The sequence below is a fragment of the Streptococcus sp. ST14 genome (genome assembly GCF_046098195.1).
In the GTDB taxonomy this organism is placed as follows: Bacteria; Bacillota; Bacilli; order Lactobacillales; family Streptococcaceae; genus Streptococcus.
The window spans coordinates 18,507-35,227 of sequence record NZ_JBJUSF010000026.1; the positions used below are offsets into that span (position 1 = coordinate 18,507).

General features: G+C 43.0%; 17 protein-coding genes and 6 tRNA genes. 1 reads left to right on the forward strand and 22 read right to left on the reverse strand.

Going from position 1 to position 16,721, the window contains the following annotated elements:
- Positions 1–20: 20 nt before the first annotated feature.
- The 11 genes from comGG to tgt all read right to left on the reverse strand — a co-directional run bounded on the left by comGG (position 21) and on the right by tgt (position 8,695).
- The gene (gene comGG, locus ACIY19_RS08470) at positions 21–434 is read right to left on the reverse strand and encodes a competence type IV pilus minor pilin ComGG (protein ID WP_070568123.1); all 414 of its coding nucleotides are present in this window, start codon (positions 432–434) and stop codon (positions 21–23) included.
- The gene (comGF, locus tag ACIY19_RS08475) at positions 412–873 is read right to left on the reverse strand and encodes a competence type IV pilus minor pilin ComGF (RefSeq protein WP_070568120.1); all 462 of its coding nucleotides are present in this window, start codon (positions 871–873) and stop codon (positions 412–414) included. The genes comGG and comGF overlap by 23 nt, the downstream gene beginning before the upstream one ends.
- Positions 836–1,138, reverse strand: a complete 303-nt coding sequence (comGE, locus tag ACIY19_RS08480) for a competence type IV pilus minor pilin ComGE (protein ID WP_200370534.1) — start codon at positions 1,136–1,138, stop codon at positions 836–838. Before comGE ends, comGF begins: the two co-directional genes overlap by 38 nt.
- Complete coding sequence (gene comGD / locus ACIY19_RS08485) at positions 1,101–1,535, reverse strand: competence type IV pilus minor pilin ComGD (RefSeq protein WP_216728922.1); 435 nt, start codon at positions 1,533–1,535, stop codon at positions 1,101–1,103. The genes comGE and comGD overlap by 38 nt, the downstream gene beginning before the upstream one ends.
- Positions 1,498–1,821, reverse strand: a complete 324-nt coding sequence (comGC, locus tag ACIY19_RS08490) for a competence type IV pilus major pilin ComGC (RefSeq protein ID WP_000735800.1) — start codon at positions 1,819–1,821, stop codon at positions 1,498–1,500. The genes comGD and comGC overlap by 38 nt, the downstream gene beginning before the upstream one ends.
- A 1-nt stretch (position 1,822) precedes the next feature.
- Positions 1,823–2,839, reverse strand: coding sequence for a competence type IV pilus assembly protein ComGB (gene comGB / locus ACIY19_RS08495; protein ID WP_409003195.1), 1,017 nt, complete (start codon positions 2,837–2,839; stop codon positions 1,823–1,825).
- Positions 2,787–3,728 (reverse strand): competence type IV pilus ATPase ComGA, encoded by a 942-nt coding sequence (gene comGA, locus ACIY19_RS08500; protein ID WP_409003187.1) that lies wholly within the window; start codon positions 3,726–3,728, stop codon positions 2,787–2,789. The genes comGB and comGA overlap by 53 nt, the downstream gene beginning before the upstream one ends.
- 64 nt (positions 3,729–3,792) lie before the next feature.
- Complete coding sequence (locus tag ACIY19_RS08505; protein ID WP_409003188.1) at positions 3,793–4,158, reverse strand: DUF1033 family protein; 366 nt, start codon at positions 4,156–4,158, stop codon at positions 3,793–3,795.
- Positions 4,159–4,309: 151 nt separating this feature from the next.
- Positions 4,310–5,461, reverse strand: a complete 1,152-nt coding sequence (nagA, locus tag ACIY19_RS08510; RefSeq protein WP_050261995.1) for an N-acetylglucosamine-6-phosphate deacetylase — start codon at positions 5,459–5,461, stop codon at positions 4,310–4,312.
- A 140-nt stretch (positions 5,462–5,601) separates the two neighbouring features.
- Complete coding sequence (locus ACIY19_RS08515) at positions 5,602–7,419, reverse strand: acyltransferase family protein (RefSeq protein ID WP_320692077.1); 1,818 nt, start codon at positions 7,417–7,419, stop codon at positions 5,602–5,604.
- Positions 7,420–7,552: 133 nt separating this feature from the next.
- Entirely contained in the window at positions 7,553–8,695 is a 1,143-nt protein-coding gene (gene tgt, locus ACIY19_RS08520; RefSeq protein ID WP_001285249.1) for a tRNA guanosine(34) transglycosylase Tgt, read from the reverse strand.
- 116 nt (positions 8,696–8,811) lie between these two features.
- On the opposite strand from tgt, the gene ACIY19_RS08525 reads away from it, so the two are divergent.
- Entirely contained in the window at positions 8,812–9,669 is an 858-nt protein-coding gene (locus tag ACIY19_RS08525) for a DUF975 family protein (RefSeq protein WP_409003189.1), read from the forward strand.
- Between the two features lie 180 nt (positions 9,670–9,849).
- Here the strand turns inward: ACIY19_RS08525 and ACIY19_RS08530 are convergent, their stop codons facing one another.
- From ACIY19_RS08530 to ACIY19_RS08580, 11 genes are all read right to left on the reverse strand, one after another.
- Entirely contained in the window at positions 9,850–11,064 is a 1,215-nt protein-coding gene (locus tag ACIY19_RS08530; protein WP_409003190.1) for a LysM peptidoglycan-binding domain-containing protein, read from the reverse strand.
- Between the two features lie 129 nt (positions 11,065–11,193).
- A complete protein-coding gene (locus ACIY19_RS08535; RefSeq protein ID WP_409003191.1) occupies positions 11,194–11,850 on the reverse strand; it encodes an HAD family hydrolase in 657 nt (218 codons plus the stop codon).
- A gap of 3 nt (positions 11,851–11,853) precedes the next feature.
- On the reverse strand, positions 11,854–13,134 hold the full coding sequence (locus tag ACIY19_RS08540) for an MATE family efflux transporter (protein ID WP_409003192.1): 1,281 nt from the start codon (positions 13,132–13,134) through the stop codon (positions 11,854–11,856).
- Positions 13,135–13,194: 60 nt separating this feature from the next.
- On the reverse strand, positions 13,195–14,679 hold the full coding sequence (gene thrC, locus ACIY19_RS08545) for a threonine synthase (protein WP_409003193.1): 1,485 nt from the start codon (positions 14,677–14,679) through the stop codon (positions 13,195–13,197).
- Between the two features lie 75 nt (positions 14,680–14,754).
- Positions 14,755–16,032, reverse strand: coding sequence for a gamma-glutamylcysteine synthetase (locus ACIY19_RS08550; protein ID WP_409003194.1), 1,278 nt, complete (start codon positions 16,030–16,032; stop codon positions 14,755–14,757).
- 173 nt (positions 16,033–16,205) lie between these two features.
- Positions 16,206–16,289, reverse strand: a tRNA-Leu gene (locus ACIY19_RS08555).
- Positions 16,290–16,298: 9 nt separating this feature from the next.
- Positions 16,299–16,370, reverse strand: a tRNA-Gln gene (locus ACIY19_RS08560).
- A gap of 13 nt (positions 16,371–16,383) precedes the next feature.
- A tRNA-His gene (locus ACIY19_RS08565) sits at positions 16,384–16,456 on the reverse strand.
- Positions 16,457–16,470: 14 nt separating this feature from the next.
- Positions 16,471–16,541, reverse strand: a tRNA-Trp gene (locus ACIY19_RS08570).
- 11 nt (positions 16,542–16,552) lie between these two features.
- Positions 16,553–16,633 (reverse strand) — tRNA-Tyr (locus ACIY19_RS08575).
- Positions 16,634–16,650: 17 nt separating this feature from the next.
- A tRNA-Phe gene (locus tag ACIY19_RS08580) sits at positions 16,651–16,719 on the reverse strand.
- Positions 16,720–16,721 lie beyond the last annotated feature (2 nt).

Consider the following 16,721-nt stretch of genomic DNA (forward strand, 5'->3'; position numbering starts at 1 on the left):
GCACAAAGAAGTTGAATTGACTAGGATTTGTCTTTCTTTTCAGGCTTTTCTTCTGATTTTTTCTTCCCTGCTTGATTGCTTGAATCAGTCGCTACCTCTTCCTTTTTATCCGTTTTCTTTTCTTGGATTTTCATCGGAGGAAAGAGAAATTCATAGTTGCCCTTATTCATACGAACACTTGTTGTAAAACCTGTTTTCGTATTTTGATACCTGACTTTTCCTAAGTTGAAGACTCGTTCCCCACTTTCTTGCTCAACCTTATCTTTACTGCGCTTGGCCATGGCAAAAGCTGCCAGCTTTTCTTTGTTTAGGGCAAAGTCTTTGTGATGGGCGACTTGCCGATTCAAATAAAACTGCAACAACAGACTAAAGATAGCTGCCATGGTGACTGCATATAAAAGAACGCCTGCCTTAACTTTTTGCTTTTTCCACACGATAGATGAACTCCCTTTCTAAGCCCTTTTGAAATTGGAAGCGAAAGCGAACCAATTGGTTTTCCTCTGTAATCTGTGCTGATTTGAGTCCATAAACCATCGGCTGATACCCCCGTCCGCTGGTATCCGTTTTTCGAAAATCATCCGATTTAGACTTCCCTATAGAGATATCCTTACCATCCTGTTTCATGTAGAGGCGATTGCCTTCTACCTTTTCAAACTGCGAACGCTCTAACTCTACCTCCAGCTGATCCACAAACAAGAGCCACTCCTTTTGCTCGCTTTGCTGCTGGTAACGAACTTCTGAAATGAGGAGCTGACTCATAGCTTGAAAAAGGAGCAAGCCTCCGCTAATGACGATAAGAGCAATCAGAGATTCTAAAAGAGTGAACGCTCTTACCTTACTGCTCTTTAAGATCCAGCAACTTCTCTGAACCATGGTAGACCTCCAATCCCTTTTCACTAGAAAACACCTGAATCTCCACTCCGTTTATGTTTACCTGATTTTGACCTGTCTGCAGAGCCATCTTCGCTACACGCAAGACTTCTTCCTTTTGCAAGATTTCTGCCTCTTCCTGCCTATTTTTCTGGATTTGTCCCAAGAGGAGGGTTGCAATACTGGCAAATATGGCTAGCGCTACTACTGCTTCTAGTAAGATCACTGCCTTAATTTTTAGTTTCCTTAATGCGTTTAATTTTTCCATTTCCTAGATATAATTGATAGCGAATCGCTCCTTTGCTAGTCTGAAATTCAACCTTAGCCAGGGACGAATTGCCCCCAGATCGGTCAAATATAATACTTTGTCCTGATGGTGCCTGAATCCCTTTAGGAACGGTCAACTTTTGACTACCATTGCTGATTGCCTGCCCATCTAAGTTTAGACTAGTCTTTTGCTGACTGGCAACACTGCGTTTTTGCGTTTCCCGATAGAGTTCTTCAAACTCCATAAAGAAAATCTGCTCCTCTACCGCCGCAAAACTGGACTGAACAGAACCGGACAAGCCCAAAGCAAGGATACTCACAAGTCCCAAAACTAAGAGACTTTCCAGCATAGTAAAGGCCTTAATCTGCAACAGTTTGACTTGTTTTTTGTTTTGCATGGTAGTCTTTATAAGCTTTAGCTTGCTCAGCTGTGATACGACCGTCTGCTTGTAATTTGCTTAGGCTAGCATCTTCATTCTTGTCCAGACTATAGAGCTCTGCCTGGCTTTCTACGACCTTGACAACAGCAGCTTTTCCTTTGTCATCGACGGCATCCTTTTGCTTGGTCAAATTAGGAACAAAGAGCAAGAGAAGAACGCTGATGATAAGCAAAACCACTAACATTTCTACCAAAGTGAAAGCTTTAACCTTGGCTTTTTTTAAATTTGTCATGAGTTTTTTCATTTTAAAAATTTACCTCCATATTTTGATACATGGGCATAAGCATTGCCGCATAAAGTAAAACGATAATCAGGGCCACAAAGATAAAAACCAGTGGCTGTACCAGATTCATGGTACGATTAACTCGGGTAAAAAAGACTTCCCAAGTTTTTTCAGCATAGATTTCCAACTCACTCCCCAGCTTGGACTTGACTTCTCCATACTCGATGATGAGACTCAACTCCTTTTTAAAGAAAGGATAGGTCGCTATGGTTTGAGAAAATTCGTGGCCATTTTGCAGGGCTTGAGCCAGATCTTGACCGATTTCTTTAAAGAGCTGGGAGCCTTGTTCCTGCATGATCTGAAAAATCTGCGTCAGCTCCATTCCCTGCGAAATCATATTGCCCCATTCACGCGCATAATAGGCTGTCAGATAGGTCTGGACAAAGATTCCCAGAAAGGGAATCCGTGCTAACATTGAGAAGACCCGCATCTTGGAACTTCTTTTGTAGAAAGTGAGGGCTAAAAGTACAGATAGAGCGCAAACCAGCACTAGTCCCAGAAATATTTGTGGCAGATTGCCAATGATTTGGGTGGCGATATTGCTACTGTCCAGTTGGGGGAGTAGATAGTTTCTCAATCCCAGCATGATTAGCAGGAGAAATCCCAGCAAAATCAGGGGATAGGTCGCCACTTCGATTAATTTTTTCTTGACCTTGGACAAATTATCCAGATATTCTTCTATCTTCCCCAGACTCAGATGGAGATTTCCATGAACTTCAGCTAGGGATAATTGGGTCACGATGGCACTCGAAAAACCCAAGCTGTTCATCATTTCTGAGAAGGATTTCCCCTGAGACAAGCCTTGGTGCATCTGGGCCACATAGTCCTTTTCCAGCAGGGCACTTCTGCCCAAAAAAGAAATAATTTCCACCAAATGAAAGCCACTGGAAAAGAGGTTGTTAAACAGGGTGATGATTTTCTTCTGCTTAGCTGTAGCTAATTTTTTCCGTTTCAGCCTGAAGACTTGTGATATGTCCATCTTTAAGAAGCTGATCAATCTGCTCATTCCAGCTAGTTGGCTGGTGTTCTTGATAGTCTTTGTTTGCAAAGTCAACGATTCCTCCTCCCCCGATTAATCTCTGGTAGCAGACTCCTTGCAGGACAACTGCTAGTTCCTCCTCCGTCACACCCAACTCCAGAAGGCGTTCATAAACTCCTCGGATACTCTTGGCATGAATGGTTGAAAAGACTGTCGCACCTGTCAAACTGGCTCTGACCACTGCACGCGCCGTCTCGCTATCCCGAATTTCACCAATAATCAAGAGGTCCGGACGATGCCGGAGAGACAGTTTGATCAGATTTTCATAGGTCAATCCAATCGCCTCATTCAACTGCAACTGGAGCATGTCGTCCTGCTTGATTTCGACAGGATCTTCGATGGACATGACCTGCTGCCCCTTAAAAAGTGACTTGGCCAATTCGTGCATCAAGGTCGTCTTGCCACTTCCAACTGGACCTGCAAAAAGGTAGAGGCCCCTTTGCCTGTGTTGTTCCCCTAATTCTGCTAGATCCTGAAACCAAAATCGCAACTCTCTTTCCTCATCGTGCAACAAACGAATAACCAAACTCTCATGTCCCCGATAATCTCCTACGGTGGACAAACGCAGAGAAGACACCTTCTCCCCATGCTGATAGTCGCAAGATCCCAGCTGACTACGTCTCTTCTCCCCTACATTCATACCCGCCACAAACTTGAAATGACTAATCACTGCAGCTAAAATATCAAACTCATAGGAGTCAACTAGACACCGTTCATCTCCAACCCGCATGTGAAGTTCGTAGGACTTTTCCTTGGGGATAAAATAGATATCCTGAGCCTTCTTTTCTTTCGCAGTAGCAATCATTTTCTGTGCAATTTCTTGTACCATAGCTCCCTCCTTATCTAGACTATTCGCAAAAAAAATAAAAAAACAACTTTTAAAAGTTGCTTTTTTATCTCAATTTTATGCGGCAAGAACGGTGCTTTTCTTGACCTGTTTGTTTTTCATAACCTGGGCGTAGTTTTTCATCGGGTATGATGCCTTCGTCTTCGAGAAGGAGGAGGGAGTGATATTGTTGCAAATACTCATCACACTCATCACACCAGCGTTTATCAGCAGGATCCCAAAAAATAGTCATCAAATCACTCCGACTCTTATAAAGAGGATTCTTCTTTTCCAGCTCAAACCAGCATGATTTATAATATTTTAGAGCATCATAGTACTTGTCAAACCGTTGACTCATGATGACATCTTCTTCCCAACCTTCCATGAACCACCAAGGCTCAAAGTCCCCATACATTTCTATAACACGATACATTTTCACTACTTCCTTTGTACCGTATATTATAACGATTTTTTCAAAACAAGGAAAGAATTTTGCTTAAGTGCCCTATCAGAGAAACTTATTAAAACCTATTTTGAGACTATCATAAAAATAGGAGTCCTTTGCCGACTCCTATTTTATCATCTTATGCTTGATAACGTTTTACGCCATCTAGGTAGGTTGCTACCAATTCCAAATCTTTATCTAATACGATGAAGTCAGCGTCGTAGCCTTCACGGATTTGGCCACAGACGTCATCGATGTGAACGGATTTAGCTGGGTTGAAGCTGGCCATCATGACTGCTTCATGCGGATTCGCAATTCCCCATTCGACCACATTCTTCAAACCATCTTTGAGTTTGAGGATAGAACCTGCCAAGTTACCTGTCGATTTGAGGCGTGCAGTTCCATTTGCAACGACAACTGGGAATTCTCCCAACATATAATCTCCGTCTTCCAATCCCCCAGCTGTCATACAGTCTGTGATAAGAGCAATATTTTCTGTTCCTTTTTGTTTGATAAGAATTTCGCAAGCCTTTGGATCTACGTGGTGACCATCACAGATCAACTCTGCATAGGTATGTGGCAATTGGTACATGGCTCCAACCATACCCAATTCACGGTGAGTCAACCCACGCATTCCATTGTAGGCATGCACCCAAACACTCGCTCCAGCATCGACTGCTTTTTTGGCTTCATCAAAAGTCGCGTTTGAATGTCCAAGAGCAACCGTCACACCTTCGCCCGTAACTGTACGAACAAAGTCTTCCACCCCATCACGTTCTGGTGCAAGGGCAATTTTATTAAGCAAGCCATTTGCCGCTTTTTGCCAAGAATGAAACTCCTCAACACCCGGGTCTCTCATATAAGTTGGATTTTGTGCCCCCTTAAAAGTTTCTGTGAAATATGGACCTTCATAATAAATCCCACGAATCTTAGCACCTGTTGCTTCTTTATAATGGTTTCCAAGATTTTCAGTGACTGCAAGCAATTGCTCATAAGTGGCTGTTAAAGTTGTGGGTAAGAAACTGGTAACACCGGTACTAAGAAGTCCTTCACTCATAGTATGCAATGTACCTTCAATGTTGTTGTCCATCACATCTACACCTGCATATCCATGAATATGAGTATCCACAAGACCTGGGGCAATGCTATAACCTGTATAGTCAATCACCTCAGCCCCTTCAGGAATCTGCTCTACATGTTTCCCAAACTTGCCGTCCACAAGTTCCAAGTAACCACCTCGACGAACTCCGTGTGGATAGAAAAACTGATCCGCTTTAACGTAATTAGGCATAATGATAACCTCCTTGATAGATTGTTTCTAGAATTTATTATGTCAATTACATTATAAACCTTTCTTTTTCATTTGTAAATGGTATAGACCTATTTTCTAGAGATATTTTAAAAGAGCTGGATTTCTCCAACTCTTTGATTTTATTTTGATTTCACAGGCAGTTCTTGAGCAGCCTTAACAGCAGCTGCAATCGTTTCTGCGTAAAGTTTAGCACCTTCTTCAATCATGTTGCTATCATTCCCAAAGTGAACTTGGTCGGTTCCAGCCCAGATTTCAGGGTGTTCCTTAGCAACCTTATTCCAGTCAGCGATGCTCACGTAAGGATTCTTTTCAGCTAATTCCCGCGCATAAGTCGCATACTGCTCCACTGATGTGTAAGTGTCCTTACTCTTATCTCCCTCATAAGGTGTCACCAGTATCAGATGGTGTCCTTTCGGTAGATTGTTCACGATGCTGTCCAAGTCATTCTTATAGCCTTCAGGATTGTTGACTCCCGTTGCAATAACAACTGTTTTTAGCAGCGCCTTGTTCTGACTGTTATTGAGCATAATATCGTTGGCTTGCTTGGTCGTTCGACTAACCTGGGCATTGATATTTGCTTCAGGAAGTGCCTCTTGTAAGGCTGTATTGGCACGCAAGGCTACCGAATCTCCTATTAGGCTTGTTCCCTCAGAAATTCCTAGACGACTCAGTTCAGCTTGTTCAGCAAGAGTCTTTGTTTGTCCTATATTAGTCTGGGCTTGTTTGAAACCATTGACCATCAAGTCTGTCTCAAAAGCTCCAACTTGAGGAGCCACAGCTATGATAATCAAGGCAATCAGGGTAAGAATGCTAGCACCAGCACCACTAATTGGTTTAATATGAGGCAATCGACTAATCTTCCGTATTAAAGGATTGGATTTACCAGCAATCAACGGCTCAATGATATAGAAGGATAGGATAGCAAAGAAATAAGAAAAGATGATTGTCAGAATAACAGCAGGCAAATTACTCATCAACTGAGAAAAGATAATATAAAAAGGCCAGTGGAAGAGATAAACCGCGTAGCTGGTATCCGCTAAAAATGTAATGATCCGAGGTTCTTGTATCTCAGGCGTTTTCTCATGCAAGACACGCGCAGCAAAAATCATGGTCACTGCCGCTAAACTTGCTAGCAAGAAGCCAAATAAGTACGCAAACAGGTAGGTAAATTTGACAAAGAAAGTCAGAAGCAACAATACCAAAAGCCCCGCAGCAAATACCAGTAGATTTTGACGAAGGTCCCACATCCGGTCAAACTGCTTGACTAAATCGCTCGTCTGACGAACCCCCACAACTGTCGCCAAAATGCTTCCTAAAAAGAAGGGATAGACATGGGTTAAACTTGAAAAGTAGACAGATGAATAGGAACTAGCCATTAGACTACCAATAAACATGGAGAAAAAGCTAATGATAAAGGCTCCCGCAGAAAGGAGAAAGACCATCCCTCTCAATTGACTACTAGATTTTGAACGTTTCGATAAGAACCAAACTGCCAATCCCCAAAGGATATAGTAGTGAACCTCAACAGCTAGACTCCAGTTGTGAACAAAGAGATGCGGAATGAACTGGGATTCGTAACTTCCCCCTGTTAACATTTCGTAGAAGTTGGTCATAAAACCGAGAACTCCAGCTATCTGGCCACCAATTCCAGCAACATAGTCTTGACGAACCAAGAAAGTAAAAGGCATGGTCACCAAAACCATCAGCACCACAGGTGGCACGATGCGGTAAAACCGTCTCTTAAAAAAGCCCAGCAAATCAATCTGGCGTGCCTTCCCAAATTCTTCTAAAAGGAGGGAGGTGATCAAAAATCCTGAAAAAGTGAAAAAGACATCTACCCCAAAGAATCCTCCAGGAAAGATAGTTTGAAAGAAGTGGTACAAAAGCACCAAAAGTAAACCTGTAATCCTAATTAAGGAAAACCATTTAATACGCATACGAGTCTATTCTCCATTAAATTAGGAAGTAAAATACCACCTAATTTCCATTCCATTATACTCCCTATTCTATCAAAAAAACAGGAAAAATCCTAAGAGAAAACTTAGGATTTTGGCATTCTATTTTTACACTTTAGAAATTGCGCCCTGACTTGTTGTAGCCATATTTTTCTACAAAATACTCACGGAATTCCAAGAGATTGTCATCCATGATGGCTTGGCGGACCTGCTTCATCAGATTGAGTAAGAAGTAGAGATTGTGGTAGCTAGTCAAGCGGATACCGAAGGTTTCATCAGCCTTGAGCAGGTGACGAAGGTAGGCGCGTGTATAGTTCTTACATGTGTAGCAATCACACTCAGGATCCAGTGGCGTAAAGTCTTCAGCAAACTGGGCATTTTTGACAACCAAACGACCTTGGCTGGTCATACAAGTCCCATTACGAGCGATACGAGTTGGCAAGACACAGTCAAACATATCTACACCACGAATGACTCCATCAATCAAGCTATCTGGCGCTCCCACACCCATCAAATAGCGAGGTTTGTTTTCAGGAAGGAGTTGGGTTGTGAAGTCCAAGACTGCATTCATTTCTTCGTGCGTTTCTCCTACTGCCAAACCACCGATAGAGTAGCCAGGGAAGTCCATGCTAACAAGGTCGTGAGCTGACTGACGGCGAAGGTCTTCAAATCCTGCCCCCTGTACAATTCCAAACAAACCTTGATCCTGTGGACGACGGTGAGCCTTCAAACCACGCTCAGCCCAACGGCTAGTACGCTCGATGGATTTCTTAACGTAGTCATAGGGTTGGTAAAACTGAGGACATTCATCAAAAGACATCATGATGTCGGAGCCTAGATTGTTCTGAATAGAGATGGCTTTCTCTGGTGATAGGAACATCTTGGAGCCATTGAGATGGTTTTTAAAGGTTACTCCTTCTTCGGTGATATTTCGGCTATCAGCTAGGGAATAGACCTGGAAACCACCACTATCTGTCAAAATTGGTTGGTCCCAGTTCATAAATTTGTGGAGACCACCTGCGCGAGCGATGAGTTCATCTCCAGGACGAAGCCACAAGTGATAGGTGTTTGACAAGATAATCCCTGAACCCATTTCCTTCAACTCCTCTGGTGACTGAGTCTTGACCGTAGCTTGGGTCCCAACTGGCATAAACATAGGCGTTGGAAAGGTACCGTGTGGAGTGATGATTTCTCCCAGACGAGCTCCTGTGTGTTTTTCTTTCTTAATCAAACGGTATTTGATTGGTGAATCTGACATTTTCTACCTCCGAAGCTGGGAAATACAGTCCCAGTTCATACTTTGTGCCCAAAGGCATACTGTATGATTTTATCAAAAAAACCAGGAACTGTCACGAACTATGGTATAATGAGAGAATGAAATACCCAAAAATTGATTTAAAAACTATTCGTCTGCAGACGAGGCAATTTCAGGCTGAAAATCCCCGCCTCTTTCTGGTCTATCTCCTTCCTAGTATGCTGGTCATCTTATCAGGCTTTCTCAACCCCTTGGCTCGTCTCCAAGAAAGTGTTTTAGAGCAATCCTTTTTCAGCATGCTGGCACAAGTGCTCCAAGCCTATCTCTTCCCGCTAGTGGTTTCTTTTGTGAGCGCTATTTTTCTAGCAGGTGCTGCCTTTGCGACACTCAGACTCCTCAAGGATCCTGATACGGAACTCTCAGTAAAATCAAGCCTGGCCCTCTTTGCTGAAGAGCGCTTCTCGCAGACCTTCCTCACCCTACTCCTCAAACGTTTCTACCTTTTTTTATGGAGTATCCCAAACTTAGTAGGCGTTTATTTCCTCTTTTATAGCAATCTCTTGGCTCGTAGATTTGTTGCCCTACATCCTGAATTTCCAAAATTAGACCTCTCATCCGTTGAAACAGAGCAGTTCCTTCTGACCTTTGGGCTCTACTTTTTCGCGAGTCTCATCTTGATGATTGTAGGGAACATCCTCTACGTTCCACAACATTATGCCTACTCGCAGGTAGAATTCCTCCTCTGCGACACTCTGGATTTAGGACAGGCTAAACCCCGTCAAATCCTGAAAACCAGCCGTTTCTTGATGAAGGGTTACAAATTTCAACGCTTTGTTCTCGATCTACAACTACTCCCTTGGTACTTCCTCAACTGGATCACCTTTGGAATTGCTAGCTTTTCAATCCTTCCCTATATCCAGAACAATCATATCTTCTTTTATAGAGCCCTACTAGCCCGTAAACGTCGAAATGGATAAGAGCATACAAAAACCAGCGTCGTTCAGGACGCTGGTTTTCTTATTTCAAAAGTAACATACTCAGCAGAGTCAAAATAGCAGGCCCACCTTGCTTCAGAATAATCTTCTTGTTTATCCTGAAGGAATGACATGCAAAAAAGAAGAGGGAACTCAATCAGTTCCCAACTTCCATTTTAATGATTAGTTCATTGAAACGTGAACGTGGTCATAGTGGTTTTCGGTCACACTACCACGATCCGGCATTGGATTCCACGTGTAGGCTGGTCCATATTTACTATCGTATGGAGCGTAGAAACGTTGCTTCCAGATGATATAGTTGATACCACGGCTAGCCATATTTTTGACTGCATATTCTGCAATTTGATCCCCGAGTGCTGAACTCACTGGAACCATGAAGTCGATGGCCAAACCTTTACCATGGTCCCCACTGTCACCAGGACGGTAGCCACTAAAGGATGTAATCCCAAACAAGTTGGCAATTTCTTCTTTAAAGGCTGCAGTTTGTGGTTGAAGACCAGCATTCTCAGACTTAGCTACAGCAAGTCCTGCATAGTCAGGAGCCGCTGGAGCTGAATAAGTTCTTGAAGGAGTTTGGCTTTGCTCTGCTTGATAAGTCGAAGTTGCAGTGTCAGAAGTTGCTGTTGATGCTGCTGTTTCTTCTGTTGCACTTGTTCCTCTTGTATCAGCAGGCGTTTCAGTTGCTGGAGCAGCTGCTACTGGGGCTTCTGCTGGAGTTGTTGCTGCCGTTTCTTCGGTAGCTGGAGTCGCTGCTTGAGGAGCTTCTTCTTCAACTGGGCGAGTTGTTTCTGCTACTGGTGCTTCCGCTGAAGTCGTTTCAGCTGTTTCTTCAGCTACAGATGTTTCTGTAGATGGTGTCTCTTCAGCAACTGTCGCTGTCTCAGAAACTTCTGAACTTGGCGCTACTTCTGCTGGTTTTTCAGTCTCTGTTGCAGTTGGAGCTTCCTCAATTGGTTGAGAAAGGTCTTCTACTTGAACTGTTTGTTCATCGACTGTCACTTGATTCGTCGTCAAATCAGCTTTCGCAGTCGTCACTTCTTCACTAGCATCTGCTTGAGGAGCTTGGATTTCAACTTCCGTTACCTCTTCTTCCTCATTGACAGTTGTAGTGAGGACAGTATCTGGGAAAATCAAGTCCATATTGGTAATTTTATTCAAATTAGCAAGGACCGTCACATCTACTCCCAAAGCTTCTGCAATCGTGCTCAGGGTATCACCATACTGAACTGTATAGCTGTTTTTGTTTTCGTTTTTCGTCACGTCATTTTGGATTTGCTCAACGCTACGTGCTGTCCAAGAGATTTCTTGAGCTTTAGCTCCTAATGCGGGAGCAAGAGACAAGGCTACTGTTGAGGCTAAAATAATTCTTTTCTTCATTCGTTCATATTCCTTTCAAATGAGTACCTGTCTATCATAACACAAAAAAAGCAGAAAAAAAGCCCTCTCGGGCCTATTTAACAGAACTGTCTATTCCTTGTAACAAACTCGATTACTTGAAATAGTTTGTTAGGTTTCTGTCACAAAACTGACACAATCTTCTCGCCCCCAATCCTCAGAAATATGAGGAATATCTGCTAACTCTTGAATCCTGTGATTCCCTTCATAAGAAGACTCTAAAAAGTTGATGCTTTGAAGGCCACTATTCTGGGCAAATTCCACATCCAAAGTCCGGTCTCCTATATAGTAGGTGTTCTCAGAATCCAACTCATACTTGTCTAGCAGATAGGTCGCCGCTTCTGGACTGGGCTTGCGCGCAAAGCCACTCTGACTGGTTAAAATCTCTTTGAAATAGGATTCCAACCCCAAGTCTCTGAGAATGGCAAAAGTATTGTCCCCCTTATGAGTATAGACAAACTGCTGAATCCCTGCTTGGTCTGCCCAAGATAGCACTTCACGCGCACCTGGCATCAAAACTACCTGGGCATTTTTCTCAGCCAGACTTTGGGCACGCACCTGATTGAGTACTTCCGCATCCAGATTTCTCTCTTCTGCCACCTTCTCCAGCAAGTCCTGCACAGAGTACCTGAGGATAAACTCTCTCACTTTTTCCTTATCATAAGGAATAGAAAACTGATCAAAGGTCTCCTCAATCCCTGACAAAATCGCTTCGTAAGAGTCCAATAAAGTCCCGTCCAAATCCCAAATAAAGGCTATTTTTTGCATCTCCTATCCTTTCAACATCATATAACGTTGGTAACGGTAACGTAGAAATAGCCAGCGAAAACCATTATCCAAAAGGGTTCCAGCCCAAATACCAGGCAAGCCCCAACCAAGAACAATCCCCATCAGATATCCTGTTCCAATGCGGATACACCACATTCCTATGCTTGTTGCATAAAAGGGAAGGCGAGCATTCCCCAAACCCTGCCAAACTGCAGTATAGATGACTGTTCCTGTCGCCATGGGAGTACCTAGTAGAGAGAACAGTGCCACCAAAACACTCGCCTCGACTGCTACAGGGTCCGTCGTATAGAGATGAGTCAGTGGTGTCCCTAAGACATAGATACTGAAAGTTAAGGGCAACATGAGAAGCAGAGAAAGCCAAAAGGTTTGTTTGCTCAAACTAGCTACTCTTTCCCAGTTATCCTCTCCAACTGCTCGAGCTACCTGCATGACCGTCGCCGTAGCCACGCCAAAGGCAGGCATATAGTTAAACTGGGTCAAGACTTCTCCGACTGCATTCCCTGCTACTGCCTCCGTCCCAAAAGAAACAACCAAGGCAATGATGACGACGTCTCCAGCCCGCATCATGAGACGTTCCCCTGCCGCTGGCAAAGCCAAGGTCAATAGTTCCTTATCTAAACCAAAAGTCGGTTTCTCAAAAGGCAGCTTTAATTGCGACCACAAAATCACAAAACCGACCAAGCGAGACAAGATGGTCCCCCAAGCAACACCCGCTATGCCCATATCAAGGACAAAAATAGCCAGACTTGAAAAAAGAATATTTAAGGCATTGGATAACAGACTAACATAGAGGGGTAGACGCGGATTATGTGTTGCACGAATCAAGGCACCTAGACTGGTCATCAAGCCCAAGAGAACAATCGATCCGCCTACCAAAGATAGGTAGAGCCCACCACTCTCGGCCACCTCCTGCTCAGTTCCCAAGAGTCCTATCATCTCTTGCCCAGCAAAGAGCGATAAGGCGCCTAAAAGTGCACTCAGCAATAGGGTTATCTTGAGAGCCTCTGTCACGTGATAAGCCAACTTGGACTGATCTTTCTGCCCCAAACTTTTTGAAATAACACTGGAGATAGCAGCTCCCAGAGCGATAAAAATCGCCTGGTAAATGGTGATAATATTGCCAGCCACTGAAACACCTGAAATGGCGATTAAGCCCAAGTGAGCGACCAAGTAACTGTCCACCATTCCCATGAGCATCTGCAAAAAGTTTTCACCCATAGCTGGCAATGCAATATTAAGAATGTCTTTATTTTTCTTAAACAATCTCTCCTCCTGATGAAAAGAAACTCAGTTGGTTTCCCAACCGAGTTTACTCCCTCTGTCTTAAAGTCCTAGATAAGCCTCCACCGCTGCTTGCATGTCAGCAGCTGCCACTGTTGTTTTATGACGAACCGGAGCTGTTTCAAGGCCATCAACCGCTGGTGGCACTGCCACTCCTGAAATGTCATGTAATTGAGCCAAGGCTTCAAAGTCAGTTAAGCCTGCTTTTCCTGTTACCGCTTCTACGGCAACCACTGGGAACTTGTATGGACTAGCTGTTGAAGCAATCACTGTCTTAGTCGCATCGCCAGTAGCCGCTTGGTATTTTCTATAAACAGCTGAGGCAACCGCCGTATGTGGATCCTCGATGTAGGCATCTGTATCATAAACACGTTTAATTTCTGCTGCTGTTTCTTCCTCAGTCGCATATTCAGCTGCAAAGAGTTCCAGAATCGCTGCATCAAAGTCTGTCAATTCATATTGTCCTTGTGTACTCAAGGCATTCATGAGTTCAGCAGTCTTAACCGCATTATTCCCCAAAAGATGGAAAATCAAACGCTCCAAATTTGAAGATACTAAGATATCCATAGATGGGCTAGTCGTTACCTTAAACTCACGTTTCTTATCGTAAACACGTGTTTTGAAGAAGTCTGTCAAGACATTGTTGTCATTTGAAGCACAGACTAATTTACCAACTGGAAGACCGATTTGTTTAGCATAAAAGGCAGCCAAAATATTTCCAAAGTTTCCTGTTGGTACTGTGAAATTGACCTTTTCACCAGCCACAATCTCACCAGACTTGACCAACTGAGCGTAGGCATAAACATAATAAACAATCTGTGGTACCAAACGACCAATGTTCATAGAGTTAGCTGATGAAAATTGCAACTTGTTCGCTGCCAATTTTTCACGAAGTTCCACATCGTTGAACATGTGCTTCACGTTTGTTTGTGCATCATCAAAGTTTCCATCAATAGCGATAACATGAGTATTGTCGCCAGTCTGAGTAGTCATTTGCAACTCTTGTACCTTGCTAACACCATCTTTCGGATAAAAAACGATAATCTCAGTTCCAGGCACATCGGCAAACCCCGCCATAGCAGCTTTCCCAGTATCACCAGATGTCGCTGTCAAAATGACAATCTTGTTCTCCAAACCATGCTTTTTAGCGGCTGTTGTCATAAAGTACGGCAAGATAGACAAGGCCATGTCTTTAAAAGCGATCGTTGAACCATGGAACAGTTCCAAGTTATATTGCCCATCCAGTTTCACCAATGGCGCAATAGCTGGAGTATCAAACTTGCTATCGTAGGCATTGGTGATACAGTAGTCCAACTCCTCAGCCGTAAAGTCATCTAAAAAGGCTGATAAAACTAATTTGGCCACTTCTTGGTAAGAAGCATCTTTTAATGTTTCAAAGTCCAAATCCACCTTTGGATAAGTAAGTGGTGTAAACAGACCACCATCCGTCGCCAAACCTTGCAAAATAGCTTGGCTGGCAGTTACTGTATTATTGGCATCACGTGTTGATTGATAAACTAATGTCATGAATCTCTATCCTTTATCTATAGTCTCTTCCATTATATCATGATTTTTCAGAAAATTCTCCCTTTATAAGAGAAATTATAATCCCAATTCTTTCTTCAAAGGCTCTAAATAAACCATTTCTTGCTTATCTCTTTTCTCCAGCCCCTCCTCAGCAAGGGTGAGTAAGTCTTTAGAAAACTCGAGAACCGCAGCTTCTTCTTCATCTGTAAGTTTTTTCTTAGAAAATTGTCGTCTTAAAAGCTTATAATCACGACCAGCTGTGGTAAAAAATGGAGCAGTTCGCAAGTAAGCTTCAAGCTTGTCTAAATGAACCAACAAGCCCAAATGAAAGGCTGCAGAAGCAAAAGTCCTATCAAGCGGCTGAGTACACACACTACGAAACTCAACTGTCCCTCGAGTCGTTAAGTCTTGGTACTGGTAACTACGATGAGTTTGGAAATCTTCCTCCTGAGGATGAATTAACACCTCATCCCCATTAAGGGTAAATGCTTGGATTTCAGGTGTAGCCAAATAGTCCCTAGCCTGAATCGGATAAAAATAATAGGTCTGCCCATCACGCTCCGCAGTAAAAATCGCAGAATGATTTAAATAGTCAAAAAAATCATCCTCATCTTTAAATAGTCTAGTATTGACACCAACATTCTCTGGATAGATACCATGCATGGATTCTTCCCAAAAAATATCTCTCGAAATTTTGGTATCCCAATCTGCCCCTGAAAACTCAGAATTGGCAAACAAATAAGCTTTTGCAGCTTCAATTTGAGTAAAAGCATTGATAACACGCAGGTAGTTGGACTTTGAAACGTCCAGTTGAACCTGACTTCCACAGATAAAGGCACCATACTCAGGGAAATGATGTAAATCTGATTTAGTTACATTTCTACTCAAATTCAGATAATCCATCAACATCTGATAGCGGGGATAAGCCACTGGACAATTCTCATTTTTATCCCAGTTGGGATGAATGCCGCAGCCAACAATAGCATGATTAGCTTCACCCAGTTTATTCTGAATCGTAGCCATATAGAAGTTAAAGCGTTCTTCTACCTCTTGGATAGATTCGGCCTTTCCGAATGCAAACTCAATCGTCGTATAAGCAACCTCAAATAAGATCGTATCTTGGCTGACTGGATCAAGCAACTGAATTGGATTACCAAAATCATCCACTTTTTCGATAGTAAAGCCCAGTACTGATGGTAAATACCGAAAGAGATCCTTAACAACTTCACCATCTGTAGCCTTACCCTCTAAATTTACAATAGGATATTCTAACTCAATCCCAATAAATAAATTTGGGTTCTCTTTTATATTCTTTAAGTAACGTTTCTTTAGTAATTCAACAGACCGAGACATTAATCACCAAACTCTTTCATAATCAAAATAAATTGTGAATAAGTAATATTATACCAAAAATACACTAAAAATGATTAGAATAAGAAGAAAAAGATGATTCATCAGTTATCTGTACTTAATCAAAATCTTTACCAAACAAAAAACAAGGCCCGAAAGCCTTGTCTTTATTACTATACCGGCGGCCGGGGTCGAACCGGCACGTCCTTGCGGACACTGGATTTTGAGTCCAGCGCGTCTGCCAATTCCGCCACGCCGGCAAATAGTAACTGGGGTAGCTGGATTCGAACCAACGCATGAGGGAGTCAAAGTCCCTTGCCTTACCGCTTGGCTATACCCCAATAATATAAAATAGGCGAGTGATGGGGATCGAACCCACGCATGCCAGAGCCACAATCTGGTGTGTTAACCACTTCACCACACCCGCCATAATCATATTAACACGGGCAGTAGGAATTGAACCCACACTGAAGGTTTTGGAGACCTTAGTTCTACCTTTAAACTATGCCCGTAACTAAAGTAATGGAAGGGGAGGGATTCGAACCCCCGAACCCGAAGGAGCGGATTTACAGTCCGCCGCGTTTAGCCTCTTCGCTACCCTTCCAAGTTATAAATAAAATATGGCGCGAGACGGAATCGAACCGCCGACACATGGAGCTTCAATCCATTGCTCTACCAACTGAGCTACCGAG